11 protein-coding genes are annotated in these 16,798 nt (G+C 56.9%); 5 read left to right on the top strand and 6 right to left on the bottom strand.

Features of this window, described 5'->3' with window-relative positions; all coding sequences use genetic code 11:
* Window positions 1–34: 34 nt before the first annotated feature.
* The 6 genes from NF78_RS05780 to NF78_RS05755 form a co-directional block, all read right to left on the bottom strand.
* Complete coding sequence (locus tag NF78_RS05780; protein WP_035985269.1) at window positions 35–1,843, bottom strand: response regulator; 1,809 nt, start codon at window positions 1,841–1,843, stop codon at window positions 35–37.
* A gap of 173 nt (window positions 1,844–2,016) precedes the next feature.
* Window positions 2,017–6,657 (bottom strand): PAS domain S-box protein, encoded by a 4,641-nt coding sequence (locus NF78_RS28040; RefSeq protein ID WP_052049860.1) that lies wholly within the window; start codon window positions 6,655–6,657, stop codon window positions 2,017–2,019.
* Window positions 6,658–7,486: 829 nt separating this feature from the next.
* Window positions 7,487–7,909 carry a photosystem II complex extrinsic protein PsbU gene (gene psbU, locus NF78_RS05770; RefSeq protein WP_035985268.1) on the bottom strand — a complete coding sequence of 141 codons (423 nt, stop codon included), beginning with the start codon at window positions 7,907–7,909 and terminating at the stop codon, window positions 7,487–7,489.
* A 75-nt stretch (window positions 7,910–7,984) separates the two neighbouring features.
* A complete protein-coding gene (psbU, locus tag NF78_RS05765; protein WP_072015985.1) occupies window positions 7,985–8,371 on the bottom strand; it encodes a photosystem II complex extrinsic protein PsbU in 387 nt (128 codons plus the stop codon).
* Between the two features lie 189 nt (window positions 8,372–8,560).
* Entirely contained in the window at window positions 8,561–8,773 is a 213-nt protein-coding gene (locus NF78_RS05760; RefSeq protein WP_035985266.1) for a hypothetical protein, read from the bottom strand.
* 352 nt (window positions 8,774–9,125) lie between these two features.
* A complete protein-coding gene (locus NF78_RS05755; RefSeq protein ID WP_035985265.1) occupies window positions 9,126–9,572 on the bottom strand; it encodes a hypothetical protein in 447 nt (148 codons plus the stop codon).
* Between the two features lie 936 nt (window positions 9,573–10,508).
* Here NF78_RS05755 and NF78_RS05750 point away from each other — a divergent pair.
* From NF78_RS05750 to NF78_RS05740, 5 genes are all read left to right on the top strand, one after another.
* On the top strand, window positions 10,509–10,760 hold the full coding sequence (locus tag NF78_RS05750; protein ID WP_035985264.1) for a DUF1816 domain-containing protein: 252 nt from the start codon (window positions 10,509–10,511) through the stop codon (window positions 10,758–10,760).
* Window positions 10,761–10,882: 122 nt separating this feature from the next.
* Complete coding sequence (locus tag NF78_RS29095) at window positions 10,883–11,125, top strand: HetP family heterocyst commitment protein (RefSeq protein ID WP_156119670.1); 243 nt, start codon at window positions 10,883–10,885, stop codon at window positions 11,123–11,125.
* 89 nt (window positions 11,126–11,214) lie between these two features.
* A complete protein-coding gene (locus NF78_RS05745; RefSeq protein WP_156119669.1) occupies window positions 11,215–11,814 on the top strand; it encodes a hypothetical protein in 600 nt (199 codons plus the stop codon).
* Window positions 11,815–12,104: 290 nt separating this feature from the next.
* Window positions 12,105–13,682, top strand: coding sequence for a GMC family oxidoreductase (locus NF78_RS29090; protein ID WP_072015984.1), 1,578 nt, complete (start codon window positions 12,105–12,107; stop codon window positions 13,680–13,682).
* Between the two features lie 104 nt (window positions 13,683–13,786).
* On the top strand, window positions 13,787–16,777 hold the full coding sequence (locus tag NF78_RS05740; protein ID WP_052049859.1) for a cation-translocating P-type ATPase: 2,991 nt from the start codon (window positions 13,787–13,789) through the stop codon (window positions 16,775–16,777).
* Window positions 16,778–16,798 lie beyond the last annotated feature (21 nt).

Below are 16,798 nucleotides of genomic sequence, written 5' to 3'. Positions count from 1 at the left end.
CCCTTATTTATAGACATTAATAAAGGTTGAACCATTACTGGAGTCGATGCAAAATTCGCCGGGGTAACTCCGTTGCCAGGGCGGATTTTGACACAAAGTCATCGGCCCCAACGGCAAAGGCCTTTTGCAGGGTCTGGGCATCTTCGTGCACCGTCAAAAATAAAATGGGCAGCTGTCGCCACCGATCATCGGCGCGCAGGACCTGGCACAATTCCAGACCGTTGAGCGTTGGCATTTCCACATCCAGCACCAGCAGCTGGGGCTGGACGCGCTCCAGGGTGTCCCACAGCTGGGCCGGATCCGTCAGGGTCGTCAGCTCCATCCCCCAGGGCGATAGAATAGATTGCAGCAGATCTAACACCTGCACATCGTCGTCCAGGGCCACCAGGGCGATCGCGGTGCTGTCTACCCGCAGGGCCTGCTGCACCGTTTCCAGCACGTGGCGCGGGGACACCGATGGGGGCAACAGCCGGTCGGCCCCCTGCTGCACCCAGCGCAGCCGCTGCTGAAAGTCCTGACTGTCGGTCACAATCAGCACGGCAATGCGATCGCCCTGGTGGCCGATCGCCTCCAGCAGATTCCTGGCGCTGTCCCCATCGGTCTCAGTCAGCCAGAGCACGACTACCGCCGGCGGTTCCGTCTGGAGCATGGCCTGGGCCTGAGCCAGGGTAGCCGCTGTTCTGCTGCGGATACCTAGGGCGATCGCTTCAGCCGCCAGGCTCTCACTAAACCCCGGGCTGGCCCCGACGATCCACAGCTGGGGCGGACTGGTGGGCGTCCCGGTTGGAGGCCCGGGGCTGGGCTCCTGGGCCAAATTCTGCCGCAGACGCCCCACCAGCTGAACCATTTGAGTCGCCTGGCGGTCGTCCAGAGGAGCAGTTCGCTGCAGCATTTGCTCCAGCTGCCGCGCCATCTGTGACCCTTCCTTAAAGCCATAGCAGCCCAGGGAACCCGCTAACTTGTGGGCCTGGGAGCAGCCCGCCTGGCGCAAGTCGGAGCTCAGCTGCCCCCCCTCCACCGCCGCCGCCGCCGATTCTAAAACGCTCAACCGTTCGTCCAGCGTACCCCGGTGGGTCTCCCACACCTGAGCCAGCGACGCTTGCATCTCCGCCGGGGTGGGTTGCCGCAGCGCTGCCCCTGGGGAGGGTGTCTCGGAGGGCACTTCGGGCTCCAGCGGGTGGAGCCGGTACCCCACCCCATAGACCGTTTCAATCAGGTTTTTGGGGGCTCCCCCCGCCCTGAGTTTCTGCCGCAGCCCCTTAATATGGGTTCTAACCGCATCCCCACTGGGTGGGTCCTCAAAGGACCAGATGTCTTCAATAATGGCGTCGAGGCTGAAGACCTGGGTCGGGTGACGCAGAAAAAGCTCCAGCAGCGCATACTCCTTGGGCGTGGTGTGGAGCAGATGGTCGTCGTAGAACACCTCAAAGGTGCTGGGATTTAAGCTCAGACTCCCCCAGCGCAGGGCGGGCGCAGCCTGGTGACTGTCCCGCCGCAGGAGGGCTCTAATCCGAGCGCACAGCTCGCCAAAGTCGAAGGGTTTGACCATGTAGTCGTCGGCCCCGGCATCCAGGGCCTGCACCTTATCCGCGCTGCGATCGCGGGCCGTAAGCATCAAAATCGGTGCCTTAATCCCCTGCTGGCGAAATTGCTGGCACAGGGAGATGCCCTCGGCATCGGGTAGCGACCGATCCAGGACAATCAGATCGTAGGGAAAGAGCGCTAAAAACTCCCGCGCCGTTTCGCCATCGGTGGCCGTATCAACGGCATAGCGCTGCGCGATCAGGGTCTCCGCCAGGGCTTCCAGCAGCGTTTCGTCATCGTCAACCAGCAGTATGCGCATGACCTAACCACTGTAATATCGACCTAGGCTTCAAATCAGCATAAACCCGATGCACCGCCCTGGACTGTCTTTGGACACTGGTGGGGGACGTGTTCCCCTATCCCCCTCGGCGATGCTAAACCCCACTGGCATACCGCCGATTCTCCAGGTAGCGCCCTTTAAACTCAGGGTCATCAACTCGCCTCCGGGCGGACTGCCTGGACTCGACTCAGCGCGATCGCCACCTGGTGCAGCAGTGTTTCGGCATCAAAGGGCTTGTCAATAAAGGAGGTGGCCCCCAGGGCTAGAGCTTGGGCTTGGTAGGTGGGAATGCCGCTGAGGGCAATGATCGGAACCTGGGTGTCGAGGGTGCGCAGGCTTTCGATCAGGGTTAAGCCGTCGAGGATAGGCATCGTGATGTCGGTCACCACCAGCTGAATGTCGCCCTGGTGCTGGCGGTACAGATCGAGGGCGGCGGCCCCGTTTTTAGCCAGCAGGGGGCGGTAGTGGTGGCTTTCCAGCAGCGATCGCAGCATCTGGCGCACCGTTGCTTCGTCTTCTACCACCAAAACCCATGCCCCCCGGTTGTCTGAGGTCGGCAGCGAGGCGGGCTCCGGCGGCTCCTGGGCTACCGCCTGGTCGACCATCTGGGGGAAATAGACCTTAAATTGGCTGCCCCGCCCGACCTCGCTCACCACCTGCAAAAACCCCTGATGCGCTTTCACCAGGCCGCGCACGGTGGCCAACCCCAGGCCGGTGCCCTGCCCGGGGGCTTTGGTGGTAAAAAATGGGTCAAACATCCGTTCCTGCACCGCCGGGACAATGCCCGTGCCGGTATCTGCCACGGTGATGACGGCATAGGGGCCCTCCCGGGCATCCAGGTTTTGGGCCGCCATCGCCGCGTCCACCACCACCGTTTCAGCCGCGATAGTCAATGTCCCGCCCTCAGCCATGGCGTCGCGGGCATTGATGCCCAGGTTCAGCAGAATCTGGTGCAGGTGGGTGGGGTCGGCCAGAATCCTTCCCAGGGCGGGCTCAGATGCCTCGGCAGCGGGCAAATTGAACCGCAGGGCGATCGCCTCGGGCAAACTCTGCCGCAGGATTTCAATTTCTTCTTGCAGCAGCGCCGCCAGATCCACAGCGGTGCGCTCTCCCTCGCTGGCGCGGGTCACCGTCAACACTTGTTTGACCAGGCTGGCCCCACGTTTGGCGCTGCTTTCTAGCAGTTTCAATTGCTCTAAGCCTTTGGCATCCAACCCTTTTTGGGTCAGCCGGAGAATCTGCGCCACCGTCAAAATCGGCGTCAGCACGTTGTTGAGGTCGTGGGCAATGCCCGCCGCCAGGGTACCGAGGCTTTCCAGCCGCTGGGCCTGATAAAACTGGGCCTCCAGCCGTTTTCGGTCGGTAATGTCGGTGGAAATGCCGCAGATGGCGTAGGGGGTGCCCGTTTCATCGCAGAGGGGAAACTTGACGGTGATGTAGCTATGGAGGCCGTCGGCCAGCGGGGCGGTATCTTCGATTTGCAGGAGTTGCCCCGTCGCTAAAATGGTTTGGTTACTGGCGGCAAAACGGTCGGCGGTCTCCTCGGGCCACACCTCGTGGAGGGTTTTGCCCACCAGGTGGTCGGGGGTAGTGGCGAGCTGGTCGGCATAGCTGCGATTGGCCAGCAGATGCCGGCTTTGAGGATCGATCACATAGATGATCGCCGGGGAATGATCCAGAATGGCCTGGAGCCGCTGTTCACTGTCTCGCAGGGCCTGCTCGGCCTGTTTGCGCTCCGTAATATCCTCGTAGGTGAGGACGTAGCCCACAATCTCATCGGTGGCGGATTTGAGCGTCGCTGCTCGGGCTGAAATCCAGCGAGTTGCCCGCTGGGGTGTGAGCAACCGAAACTCGGCCTGCTCCACTCGCTGATCCTCCAGATAGGCTTCCCAGGCCGCTAAGACCCAGCCGCGATCCTCGGGATGAACAGCCCGCAGCCACCCGTTGCCCAGCGAATTTTCCAGACTCAGGCCCGCCATCTGCTGCCAGGCCGCGTTGGCGTACAGGCAGATGCCGTCGGCGTTGGTTTGCAAAATTCCGACTGGGGCTGCGGCACTGAGGGTGCGGAACCGTGCTTCACTCTCCTGCAGCACGGTCTGCATCCGGGCCCGCTGGGCCAATTCCTGCCGGATTTGGGCATAGAGTTCGGCTTGCTGAATGGCAATACCCACCTGGGTGCTCAGCCGTTTGAGGATAGTGATTTCGGCGGCCTGCCAGAGGCAGGGAGCGGCGCAGTGGTGGGCAATCAGCAGTCCCCACAGGCCATTGCCCTGCAAAATGGGTACCGCCAGGCTGGCCCGCACCTGAAATTGCGCCAACAGCTCAACGTAGCAGGGTTCCAGGCCAGCCTGGTGGATGTCGTTGAGGACCGACACGTGCCCCTGGCGGTAGGGTTCGATCAAGCGGTCCGCAAAGCAGGGGTCAACGATGGTGGTGGCTAGAATGGCGGGCCACCCGTCGCCGACGGATTCCATAATCACGTCGCCCTGCCAGTCGGGTCGAAAGCGGAAGATGATCACGCGATCGCACTTCAGCCACTCCCTCACCCGATCCACGGTGCTGTGCAGCACCTGATTTAGCTCGAGGGACTGGCGAATCTCCTGGGCAATGTCGGCCAGCAGCTGCTCCTGGCAAACCTGCTGCTGGAGGGCAAGTTCGGCGGCCTTGCGATCGCTGATGTCGATCGACACGCCAAACCACTGCATTCCCTGGTCGCTGTCCAGGGGAATGGCCCGAGCCAGATGCCAGCGATATTCCCCATCGGCGCGGCGCAGACGGTATTCGGCTTCGTAGGGCGTGCCCGTTTGCACCGATTCCTGCCAGCGGCGATCAATGCGGCTGGCATCGTCGGGATGGATGACCATTGGCCAGCCAAAATCTAAGAGCTGATCGGGCGACAGCCCGGTGTAGTCGCACAATTGAGGGCTGATGTAGGTGTGCCCCTGGGTATCGGCGTGCCACACCAGCTGGGGGGCGAGTTCTACTAACTGGCGATAGCGTTTTTCGCTCTGGTACAGAGCCGCTTCGGTATGCTTGCGATCGCTAATCTCCAGCGCCATCCCCACCATCTGCACCAGGCGATCTAACTCGTCGTAGACCCCCTGGCCTCTGACCAGTAGCCAGTGCACACTGCCATCCGGGTGAATGACTCGGTATTCTACTTCGCCCAACTCATGGCCTTCTAGGGTCCGCTGGAGAGCCTCACTGGTCCAGGCCAAATCGTCGGGGTGAATGCGATCGCGCCACGCCTGCATACTGGGGCTGACTTCCCCAGGACGATAGCCCAATAGCTCAAACAGGCGATCGTTCCAGGTCAATTGTTCCGACCCACAGTCCCAGCTCCAAGCTCCCGCCTGGACACCGGAAAGCGTCAGTCGCAGCAGGTTTTTCTGTTCCAGCAGGGCCACTTCGGCTCGCTGACGTTCGATCAGGTCTGCCGCCTGACGGGCCAGTAAATCTAAAAACCGCAGATCGCGTTCGGTCGGCTGGTGGGGGTGGTGCCAGTGGGTCGAGATCATGCCGATGGCATTGCCCAGCCGACTAATCAACGGCGTAGACTGGGCCGAGCGATAGCCCGCCTCGCGGTGCAGGCATAGGGAGCCATCGGGGTCGGCACTGGCGGGGACATCAAACCTGGCCAGAATGCGTTGCCCTGTGGCCAGTGCCCTGCCGCAAGGCGTGCCAGATTTAGCGCTGACGCGGGCGAAGTGCTCGGTCATGGTGCGATCGAAGCCCACCGTGGCCAGCAGAGTTAGCTCTTGAGTCACTGGGTTCAGAATTTGCAGCGTGCCTCCATCGGCCCCCATCAACCGGAGGGCTGCGTTCAGAATCTCGTCATAGAGCGCCTGCAAGTCGCCATTGGACACAAACCGAGTGCTCAGGGAACGCAGCATTTCCAGCACGTCCAGGTCTGCGGCCATCTCCGCCGTTCGGGCTGCCACCCGCGTCTCAAGTTCATCCCGCGCCGCCTGGAGTTCTTGATTGCGCTGCTGCAGCTCGGTCTGGGTAAAATGCAGTTTCTCCAGGGCTGTCCTCAGCTCCTCGTTGAGGGCTTTCAGCTCAGCCATCGGCAAGCTTCCGGCAGCCCCCTCCGGAGCAGCAAATACCGCTTCGCCATAGAGCGGGTTCAGCCGATAGCCCTGGCGATGTACGGTTTTAATAAAGTCCTCGGGGGCACCAGCCGCCTTCAGCTTTTTACGCACCTCCTTCACGTGGGTGCGAATCGCCTCATCGCTCGGATTTTCCAAAGCATTCCAGCCCTGCTCTAGAATGACCCGGGCATTCAAAATATTGGGAGCATGGCGGAGCAGCACCTCCAGCAGGGTATATTCCTTTGGCGTCAGGTTGAGCAAAGCGCTGCCGTAGCTCACCTGCAACCGGCTGGGGTCCAAAGATAACGCCCCCCATTGCAGAACCGGCAGTGCTTTCAACGCGCCCCGACGCAGCAGCGTTTGTAGCCGAGCCAGCAGTTCCTCTGCGTCAAAAGGTTTGGTCACATAATCGTCGGCCCCGGCATTGAGGGCAACCGCCTTGGCATGGGCTTCCACATCCTGACCGGTCAATAGCAAAATTGGCGTTTGCATCCCCCGGGTGCGCAGCTGCTGGCAGAGGCTCAACCCATCTATGCCTGGCAGACCAATATCCAGCACCATCAGGTCATAGCTGTAGACCTCGGCCATTTCCAGGCCCTCCAGACCATCCTTCGCGATGTCCACCGCATAGTGGTGACTGACCAATAGGGCTTCTATGGCCTGGGCGACGGTGGCCTCGTCTTCAACAACCAGAACTTTCATAGTGTGCCCCTTGGACGGTGGAAAATCATTCCGGGAGCCAGGAGTTGCGAGAGTTTTAACCCACAACGGTAAAATCAGACCTTTACAAATTCCTATGCCCTACTCCATACGCATTGGCTAATCCTTATCTCGCTGTGACTCTGGATTTTAATTACTATTATCGCCCTTCACAACTTCCTCATGAATCCCCTGTCATAATTCTAGAAAAACAAGAAAAGTGTTGTTTTGTCCTGGGAATTTCAAGAATCAGGAAAAACTATTGGGTCTAAATAACTTCATTATTAAGTGTCATAGGATTAGGAAAAGGCTTGATGAGCTGTCGTCAATTAGCTGCCAAGGCCCAAAAATTAAGGTTTACAGCCCCTAGCCTGGCTTTGGGGTTGGGCGTGGCAAAGCTTGATATGCCCAGCTTTTTACCCAATTGATGACCCGCCCTAATCCTTTCTCCCGTTGGCGTTGCCAACATTACAGCCACCAGGATAGACGCGGTGGACAGGGCCAGGTTTTTGATGCCCTGGTTCAAGAAAATTGGTGAGCTTCACCCTTGACTAACGTCTAGGCTGGCGTTTTCACGGGTTTAGTTTATTTAGAATTATGTTCTACGGCTATCCACCCTGAATAGGGCAGCGGGCGCTTTCCCCTAGGCGCTGGCATCAATGGCGATGAACGATCCCTCCACTCATCCCAATCGCTTATCTGGGTCTACGGCTAATTCTAAAGCCTGGCTGAATACCCCCGGTTTGTAGGAGCGTAGCATGTTACGCTCCTACCGGTTTCCTGGTTGTGCATCGGGGTTTACAAATTGGATTTTGGCTGAGCGCGCTCTGCTCTATTTGTAAATGCCTGGGTTGATGCGATCGCCCCCTTCGGTCAGCGCAGACTCAGCGGGGGTGACGACAAAATTCTTCAGATTGGCCTTCAGTACAGCTTGCTCAGACTCGCTCAGGCCAGGAATGTTGAGCACCTCCTCAACACTCTCAAAGGGAGCATGCTGGATGATTTTGCGAGCCAGGGTGGGGTACAGGCCAGGATACCGCCGGAAGGCCATGACATTGGAGTTGTTCAGGTCTACCTTGGCACCAATTTTCCCCAGGTTTTCATCAATGGGGTTTTGCAGGCGTTCAGTCGCCGGGTTGCTTGCTGTCCCAGCGCCACGAAAGAGCCCCTTAGCCAGAACCGGGGAGGCGGTCCCGAGCCAGATCGACAGCCCTAGGACCAGGCAGAGAAACACAGTCAAAAGACGTTTCAGCATGGCTCATCTCCTTTGCTAAGCAAGGGTATTGAACTGCCCCAGGGTAGAGGATAGCTTTGGGGGCAGTGCGAGTCACTAATGGGCAGATTGATTGATGCGGGGGGGCATCCGCTTCTCGATCGGCACCGCTGGGGCGGTGACTGCAAAGGATTGCAGGTTGGCCTCCAGCAGGACCTTTTGGGTGTCCGTCAGGTCAGGAATAGAGAGGACATCGTCTACAGCCTGGTAGGGGCCGTGGGTGAGAATGGCGGAGGCCAGACCGGGGTAGAACCCAGGGCAGTCGGTGAAGGCCATCAGATTGGCGTTGTTCAAGTCAATGCCTCCCTCGGGGACGGCACAGAGGCCAATGTCGTCAATCTTGGGGATGGGGGCGGCGATCGCCCCGGCCCCTCCCACCAGGGTCAGCACCGTCAGCATGACTACACAGCAGCCGAGTACCAATCCTATGACAATCTGTTTCATCGCTAAGTACCTTTCGTTGGTGGGCAGGAAGGGACCGCCAGGAGCCTAGTAGCCAGTCAAGTTAAATGTGACGGGTTAACAGGGTGGACGGTCTACGGTAAGCGGTTTAAGGCGAACCTTGTACCGCTTACCGTGAACCGTGAACCCAAAGCCACATCTCCCGCTGGCTTTGGGGTTAAGCCCTGGCCATCAGGCGTGCTGCCGTTTTTTGCTCGGGAAGGCCAGGCGCAGAGCCCACAGGCTCAGGGCTGCTGCGATCGCCAACCCCACCCACGAACCCCAGAAGGGCAGCGTCACCGTGCCTACCTGCACCGTCCACTGGCCCAGCAGGCGAGCCAGATGCAGCAGCGCCACCAGCGCAAAAATAGCCGCTGAAATGAGCAGATAGTATTTGCTTCTCATGGTAAATTCCTCTCGTTTATAGCAACAGACGGGTGGAGCCAAAGAAGAATCAGCGTTAAGGTTTTCACCCTTACTTTGATCCTGTTCAAAATCCAGCTGCATTGGCAGCAAACCGACAACAAAATTAAGGCATTGTTAGGTTTGTTTGACTTCCCGTGGGGCATGAATTTAGGAGGCGTTGCTGAATGCCGGTATGACATGCCCCCCCAGCCCCCCAATTCTGGGAGGAGTCGAAATCTCAAACTCCCCCAGATTTGGGGGAGTTAGGGGGCAATGAAAGGACGTCAAGTTTACAGATTCATTACTCAATTTAGCAACGCCTTTAGGACAAGCTTTTCCCCCTGCCCAGAGGTCAGCTCCCAGCTGGGTAACCCTGAGCGAGCAGCGAGTGGTACCGTCCCTCCCGCAGCCATTGAAACGACACAATGTTTAGCACAATGCCGACGAGAAACAGAAAGCTCATTAGCGCAATCTGATACCAGGCGATCGGCTGCACCAACAGATCCGCCACCAGGTGAGCACCGTTGAGGATTGAGAACAAAACCGTCACCCCAAAATGGAGCCTGCGGAGCGGGCGACTCCGGTTCAAGGTCACCGCCAGCATAGCCATCAGCGGCACCATGAAGAACATCAGCATCAGCCACAAAATCCAGCCGATGGGTTCCGTGCCATCGGCCCCTTCCAGGGCAATACTCTGGTTATGGAATAGGGGCATCAGACCCAGCTGGGTATGAAACAGGGTGCCCAGGAGAAAGACGGTCCAAAGGGAGAAGATCTTGGCTTGGTAGCTTGTTTTCATAGCAGGCCCTACTCTGATTAGATGAGTTTGAAGTCACCTATTTAGTCGTCTTGCTCCAGGGTAAAAAAGATCTCTGTGGAAGCTGTGAGGATAAAAAAGTTAATAGCTTCCCTAAGCTCATGTGGCCCGGCTGCGTAAAAATCATTGAATCATCCATCGGGTGAGGAGGGGTGGGCATTTTAGCCATAGTTTCCGGAGCAATGGGGCTCACGTTTGCGAACATTACGAGGTCATTCCGCTGTCGTGTTTGCACAACGCGTTCACCTTCAACCTGTTGTCCTGACCTGCTTGCACGCTTCAACCCCAATTCTCAGACTCATGACGCTTCTCGATGCTCATACCCTTGCCCCCCAGGCTAATGCGATAACGACACCCTGGGGGGTCCCTGCTCGACGCGCAGAACCATGGGGTGCATCCCACTTCTGTCATCCTGAGCGGAACGGAGTGTAGCGAAGGATCTCAGTCCTTGCGCAAGATCGAGATTCTTCACTTCGCTATCGCTACGTTCAGAATGACATTTGCAAAACTGGGATGCGCCGGAACCATGCGGCGCACAGTCGTTACCTTGGCGGCTTGGTTTTGACCTTCTCCAACCGGGCGAAGGCGGTCACCTGGCCGGAGCCATGGGTGCAACAAGGTCACCGTGCCCATGTCGAATGCTGTTGATGTCAACCCCTTTCCCAGCGGCCAGGCCTCAGTCCTACGATTGGCCTATGAGGTTCATGGCCTAAGTCACGGTTGGATTAGTTATCCGTAATTCAGGATCCTCATTTCCCTCCTTCAATGTGAAGTAGCCTAGGTTGCTTTAATACGCAGGATCACTCACGACTTCCTCACGGAAAGGGATTAAGAATATCTATAAGGGTGTTGCGGTTATAGTCTAGGGCTCATTTTGGATCCGCTGTACCTTCTTGACTAGAGTGTTATCTGAACCAAATGGTAAAACAACTTTCCCTCCATCTTACCCAGATTGGCAAGGGTGACTGGGGAATAGCAATAGTCACCAGCGAGCCCCAGTGCAGCTACTATTTTGGCCACTTTGCCACTATTCAAGAAGCCGAGGTTAGGGTGCTTGGCTTCGTAGACAATTTACTTGAAGCAGGGTTTACACGCTTCATTCAATCGATTATCAAGCAGTGTTACCTGATCCAACTTACTGTGCAGAAGCTGAAACCGCTGAGTTTGTAGCCTTAGCCCAAGGGCTAGAACTGCCTGATCCACCTGAAACCGTTAATCAGAGCTAGGAGGATAGCCTTGACGATATTCCTTCAATAAATAAAATTCATATCTTTTCGGTTTGGAGAATTTTTATGTCGCGGTACACCTCTATTTCTACTATTTCCCCGGCTAGGTTTGCAACCGCCAACCGGGACATGAGTGCCGAGCAGCTTGACCAGATAGTAACAGCGATCGTAGAGGGCAAGTATTCTTGGGCTTGCGTTTTGATTTTGCGCTGTGCGGGCTATAACCCTGCCGACTACATGCCCTACCGTACCTACAAGCGGCTAGTTAAAGAAAACCGTACTCAACCTGCCAATGCTCAAAATGGATAGTTGCTTTTATTTGTCTAAATCTATGATTGTGTAGGTTTTTAGCCAAGGCTCCGAATTTCTAATCTTAATTTTAATTAATTTGAAATACTATGAAACGCAGAAAGTTTTTAGCTGCTTCTTTGGCTGCTGCTACCTTTACGGTGGCAAGTACTTCAGGGCGTTCTCAAGTGAAGAGCGCATCAAAGCAGGCTAGGTCAAAGTATAGATCTAGAAAGCTTTTAAATAAAAGTTCTATGGGTAACTTGAGCCAGGAAGTTCTTGATACTTTAAAAGCAACAACAACTGCCCTGATTGGCTACGAGTCAATAGAAATTAGTCGTTATGAATCCTTCTTTAAGTGGCACGCAGAAAATTGTCCTGGATATAAAGAGTTATATGAAAAATTTACGGCAAGCGTGAAGCGCAAAGTGGATAAACAAGGGGGACGTAGTTTTGTAGAAATGGATAGAGGGGAGAGATTGAAAATTATTGATCAACATAAATTCCTGTCAGTGGCCCAACTTCCAGGGAAATTAGGCGTTCTGACAGCTACGCTTTTCAGGCGGAATGAAATGTTGTACGAAAGTTATTTATTCAAGGAGATATTGGCACTTTTTGCCCGAACCCATGCACTTACAATAGTTGGGTATGATCAGTGGATAGGCGTTCCTAGAGGTTTGGAAACCTATAAAAATGAGATGCCTATATAGACGGCAATCTGGTTGACTTCACTTTTGGTGCTCCGGATCGGTCAGGCTGTGTGCTTTGTTTAACTAGATAAGGGAATTTTGCGTAAAGAAAATTGTAGATCTTAGCATAGGGCTGTTATTGATGTGAATACCTAAGGCATTTTAAGGGTAGGAGATTTACTCAAAAGTAGCGTTAACCCCCTATGGATGTTTCTGATAGGCAGAACATGGCTAAAATTTTAAGCGCTTAAAATTATGAACTAGAGTCATAACAAGGAAACAAGAAATTTATTTTTATTTGGCTGAAATATATGAAGCAAAAGAAAGTGGCTGTTGTGGGTTCTGGAATTGTCGGTGCGACACTGGCTTACCACTTGGTCCAAAAAGGATTCTATGTTGAAGTGTTTGAAAGAGGGCCCGAATATTCTTATCCTCATTCAGAACAGTTCAAAGAAGAATTTGAGTATCTTTATAAAAACCCAGGATACTCATTGCCTGAGGACGTTAACAACATTATTGTTGCGGGAGATTATCAACATCCCCTGAACGGAGATTTCTATGCAGTTGTCGGTGGTAGTTCGACTCGGTGGTCAGGGATCGCGCTAAGAATGATCCCTAGCGACTTTAAAACGAAGAGTCTTTATGGATATGGAGATGACTGGCCTATTAGTTATGAAGCAATAGAGCCTTATTATTGTAGGGCTGAGTCCTTTATTGGGGTTTCTGGAACTGATGAAGATAACCCCTTCGCCCCGCCAAGATCTCAGTCTTACCCTATGCCTCCCTTTGAATTGAGCTATGATGACTTGATATTGGCGGAGAGACTCAAAGATGCAGGCATGGTGCTGCATTCTACTCCTCAAGCAAGAACTCGTGTCCAATATGGAGATCGCCAGGCTTGTGATAATAACGGCCCCTGTTGGGTATGCCCAATAGGCGCTCGTTACTCCCCAAATTATCATCTTCAAAAAGCAGTTTTAACCGGATCTTGTCGAGTTGTATCAGGTGTTACCGTGCGACGCATCGTTGCAGATGCTTCTGGGCGGGCAACTGGGATTGTCTACCAAGACAACGAAAGTTCAACAGAGCAGGAACATGCAGCCGATATTGTCATTGTGGCTGCGAATGCAATTGAGTCTGCTCGCCTACTGCTTCTTTCTAAAAATGAACGTCATCCCAATGGAATTGGAAATCACTCTGGTCAGTTAGGGAAAAACCTAACCTTCCACCATGGCTGGTTAGGTAACGTCCGCTATAAGGAGAAGTTTTACCCTTCGCGTTTTGGCGGGTGGACTGGTCAATCTCATCAATTTATGAATCCCCCTAGTCGGGGAAGACATGGGGGAACGAAGATAGAATTTCCATTTGTGAATGAACCTCCAAATATTATTGGAGCAACTTGGAATGAGTGCAACACAGGTGAAGATGTAATTGCCTCTATGGAAGAGAGTAGGCACTGGGTTCCTATTCGTTTTCATTCTGAGGCGTCAGTGGGATCTGAGAAATTTGTTGCTCTTTCAGAGGAGAAGGATCGTTTTGGTGATCCGTTTGCTAAAGCACATTACAGTTTGAATGAGTTTGATCATGAAACCTATGCTTTTGTTAGAGAAATTCTAGACAAGATGGTGTCTGCAACCCATGCTGATGAGGTGAGCTTTTCCTCAGTGGAAGGGGTCCATTCCATAGCTCATCACCATGGCACCTGCCGTATGGGCGACTCGCCGAATACAAGTGTAGTTGACAGTTATGGTCAGGTCCACGGCATATCCAATCTGTTTTTGGCTGGTGGCAGTACTTTTGTCGGTTCTGCTACCGTAAACCCAACCTTGACTATGGTCGCATTAGGTATTAGAACCTCCGACTATATTATTGAGAAATTTAAGTCTTAGCTCGACCTCTTTATCTAACCGAGCGGCACGGCAGAGTAACTCGGTCTAGGTGTGGGAGACGGTGCAAAGGACTTTGCCGGTCAAACTTAGGGTTAACCCGATTTATGGCTCCAACCCACCGCCCCCTCTGGACCCTGCCCCCGGAGGAGGTCTACTCTGCCCTCGACACTGAGGTCACCGGGCTAAGCGATCTTGAAGCCCAGCGTCGCCTCGATCGCTTTGGCCCCAACGAGCTACCTGAGCCTGCCCATCGCCCGCTGTGGTTGCGCTTTAGTGATCAGCTCACCCACTTCATGGCGCTGTTGCTTTGGGTGGCGGGGGGGCTGGCCTTTATCTCCCACACCCCGGCCCTGGGCTGGGCCATCTGGGCGGTGATCTGGGTAAATGCGGCCTTCAGCTTTTGGCAGGAGTTTCGGGCCGAGCAGGCTCTGGCGGCCCTGAAGAATGTGTTGCCCAGCCAGGTGCGGGTGCTGCGCGGGGGAGAACTGGTGCCAATGGCTGCCCGGCAAGTGGTGCGGGGCGATGTGGTGCAGCTAGAGGAGGGCGATCGCATTCCCGCCGATGCCCGGCTGGTCAGTGCCGAGGGCCTCTACCTGGATGTGTCAGTACTCACTGGCGAGTCGCTGCCCGTGGCCCGCAACCCTCACCCCGTGCGCCAGCGTGAAACCCTGCCCCTGCGCAGCGGCCAGCCCCTCCATCGCCGGGGCGAACAGCCCCAGCACGAGCGAGCTAACCCCGCCGAAATTAGCAACCTGGTGCTGGCGGGGGCTACGGTGGCGGCGGGCCGGGGCACCGCCGTGGTCTACGCCACCGGCACCCACACCGAGTTTGGCCGGGTGGCCCACCTGACTACGGACGTGGGGCGCGAACCCAGCACTCTGGAGATGCAGGTCAGCCACATTGTGCGGGTAAATACGGCGATCGCCGTCGCCATGGGCCTGCTGGTGTTCGCCCTCACCGCCCTGCTGGTGGGTATGGATCTGACCGAGAGCTTTGTCTTTGCCATTGGCATCATCGTCGCCCTGGTGCCCGAGGGGCTGCTGCCCACCGTCACCCTGTCGCTGGCCATTGGAGTGCAGCGCATGGTGCGGCGCAATGCCCTGGTGCGCAGGCTCTCGGCGGTAGAAACCCTGAGCGCCGTCAATGTCATCTGCACCGACAAAACCGGCACCCTGACCAAAAACGAAATGACCGTGCGCTACCTGTGGCTGCCCGCCCACCGAGACTCGAACGGCCCCGATCCATCAGATCCAACTGACGCACAACCAGGTCTACCTCCTGGGCACATTCGCGTCACCGGGGCGGGCTACGACCCCACCGTGGGCCGGGTGCACCTGTCCACCGACTCGCCGCTGACCTGGGCCCTGCACCTGCTGCTGACCGGGGCCGCCCTCTGCTCCAACGCCCGCCTGCGCCACCTCACCGCCCCCAGCCGCTGGCAGGAGATTGGCGACCCCACCGAGGCGGCCCTGGTGGTGGTCGCCGCCAAGGCCGGTCTCAACGTCGAAGACCTCCAGAAACGCTACCCCCGCCAGCGGGAAATTCCCTTTGACTCGCGCCGCCGCATGATGACCGTGGTGCTCAACGGCTGGGCCGACCTCTGGCCCGGCACTCTCCCCCAGGGCTACTCCCAGGTGGCCTTTACCAAGGGCGCGCCCCTGGAGGTGGTGCGCCACTGCCAGTATCTATTGCGAGATGGTGCCGTGGAGGTTCTGGGCCACGGCGACTGGGAGCAGGTGGTGGCAGCCAACGACCACTTGGCCCGCCTGGGCTTTCGGGTGCTGGGGCTGGCCGCCCGGCCCGGCGATCGCCTCCAGGCTATGAAAGCTCAGGATTTAGAACAAGACCTGACCTTTATCGGCCTGGTGGCGATGTTTGACCCACCCCGGCCCGAGGTGCCCGAGGCGATCGCCCAGTGTCACCGGGCGGGCATTCGGGTCACTATGGTCACGGGCGATTACGGGCTCACCGCCGAGGCGATCGCCCAGCAGATTGGCCTGGTCGATGCCCCGGCCACCAGCCATGAACCTATCCGGGTGATCACCGGTGAAACCCTGGGTCACCTCTCCGACGCCCAGCTCCAGCAGATCGTGAAATACCGATCGCGCCTGGTGTTTGCCCGCATGTCGCCCGAGCACAAGCTGCGTCTGGTGGAGGCCTACAAGGCCACCGGGGCCGTGGTGGCGGTGACCGGCGACGGCGTCAACGACGCTCCGGCCCTGCGATCGGCCCACATCGGCATTGCCATGGGGCTCAACGGTACCGATGTGGCCCGCGAGGCCGCCGACATGGTGCTCACCGACGACAACTTTGCCACCATCGTCAGCGCGATCGAGGAGGGCCGCACCACCTACCAAAACATCCGCAAGTTCATCACCTATATCCTGGCCTCCAACGTGCCCGAGCTACTGCCCTTTTTAGCGATGGTGGCTCTCAAAATACCGCCAGCCCTGGTGATTATGCAGATTCTGGCGATTGACCTGGGCACCGATATGGTGCCCGCCCTGGCCCTGGGGGCCGAGGTGCCGGAAGCAGGCACCATGGCAATGCCCCCCCGCGCCAAGGCCCAACCGCTGATGGATGGCGGCCTGCTGCTGCGGGCCTACGGCTGGCTAGGCATCCTGGAGGGCCTGCTGGGTATGGCCGCTTTTGGCTGGGTGTGGCACAGCCACGGGTTTGACCTGCCCGCCCTTCAGGCCGTCACCCCCGCCCTCCAGGCCGATAGTGCTACGGCCCCGGTGGTGGCCATCTATATGCAGGCCACCACCCTCACCCTGGCGGCGATCGTCGCCTGCCAGAGCGGCAATGTGTTCGCCTGCCGCTCTGAAACGGTGTCCGTCTGGCGGCTGGGCTGGTGGTCTAACCCGCTGATCTGGCTGGGTCTGGGGGTGGAGTGGGGCTTGATTGCCGCGATAATCACCCTGCCGCCGCTACAGCGCATTTTTTCGACGGCACCGCTCACCCCTGGGCAGTGGGCAGTACTGCTGCTGTGTCCGCCTCTGGTGCTCGGCCTGGAGGAGCTGCGCAAACGCTATAGACGTGGTGGCTACGATTGGCCCGCTGCTGAGCCAGGGCCGCCATCTCCTGGCGCTTAGCCCCATTGGCTCACAGCTCAG

Origin of the sequence: Leptolyngbya sp. KIOST-1, assembly GCF_000763385.1 — a bacterium.
GTDB lineage: Bacteria > Cyanobacteriota > Cyanobacteriia > Phormidesmidales > Phormidesmidaceae > Nodosilinea.
Note: the sequence above shows the minus strand (reverse complement) of the source record. Positions and strands in the feature narration are given on the sequence as shown.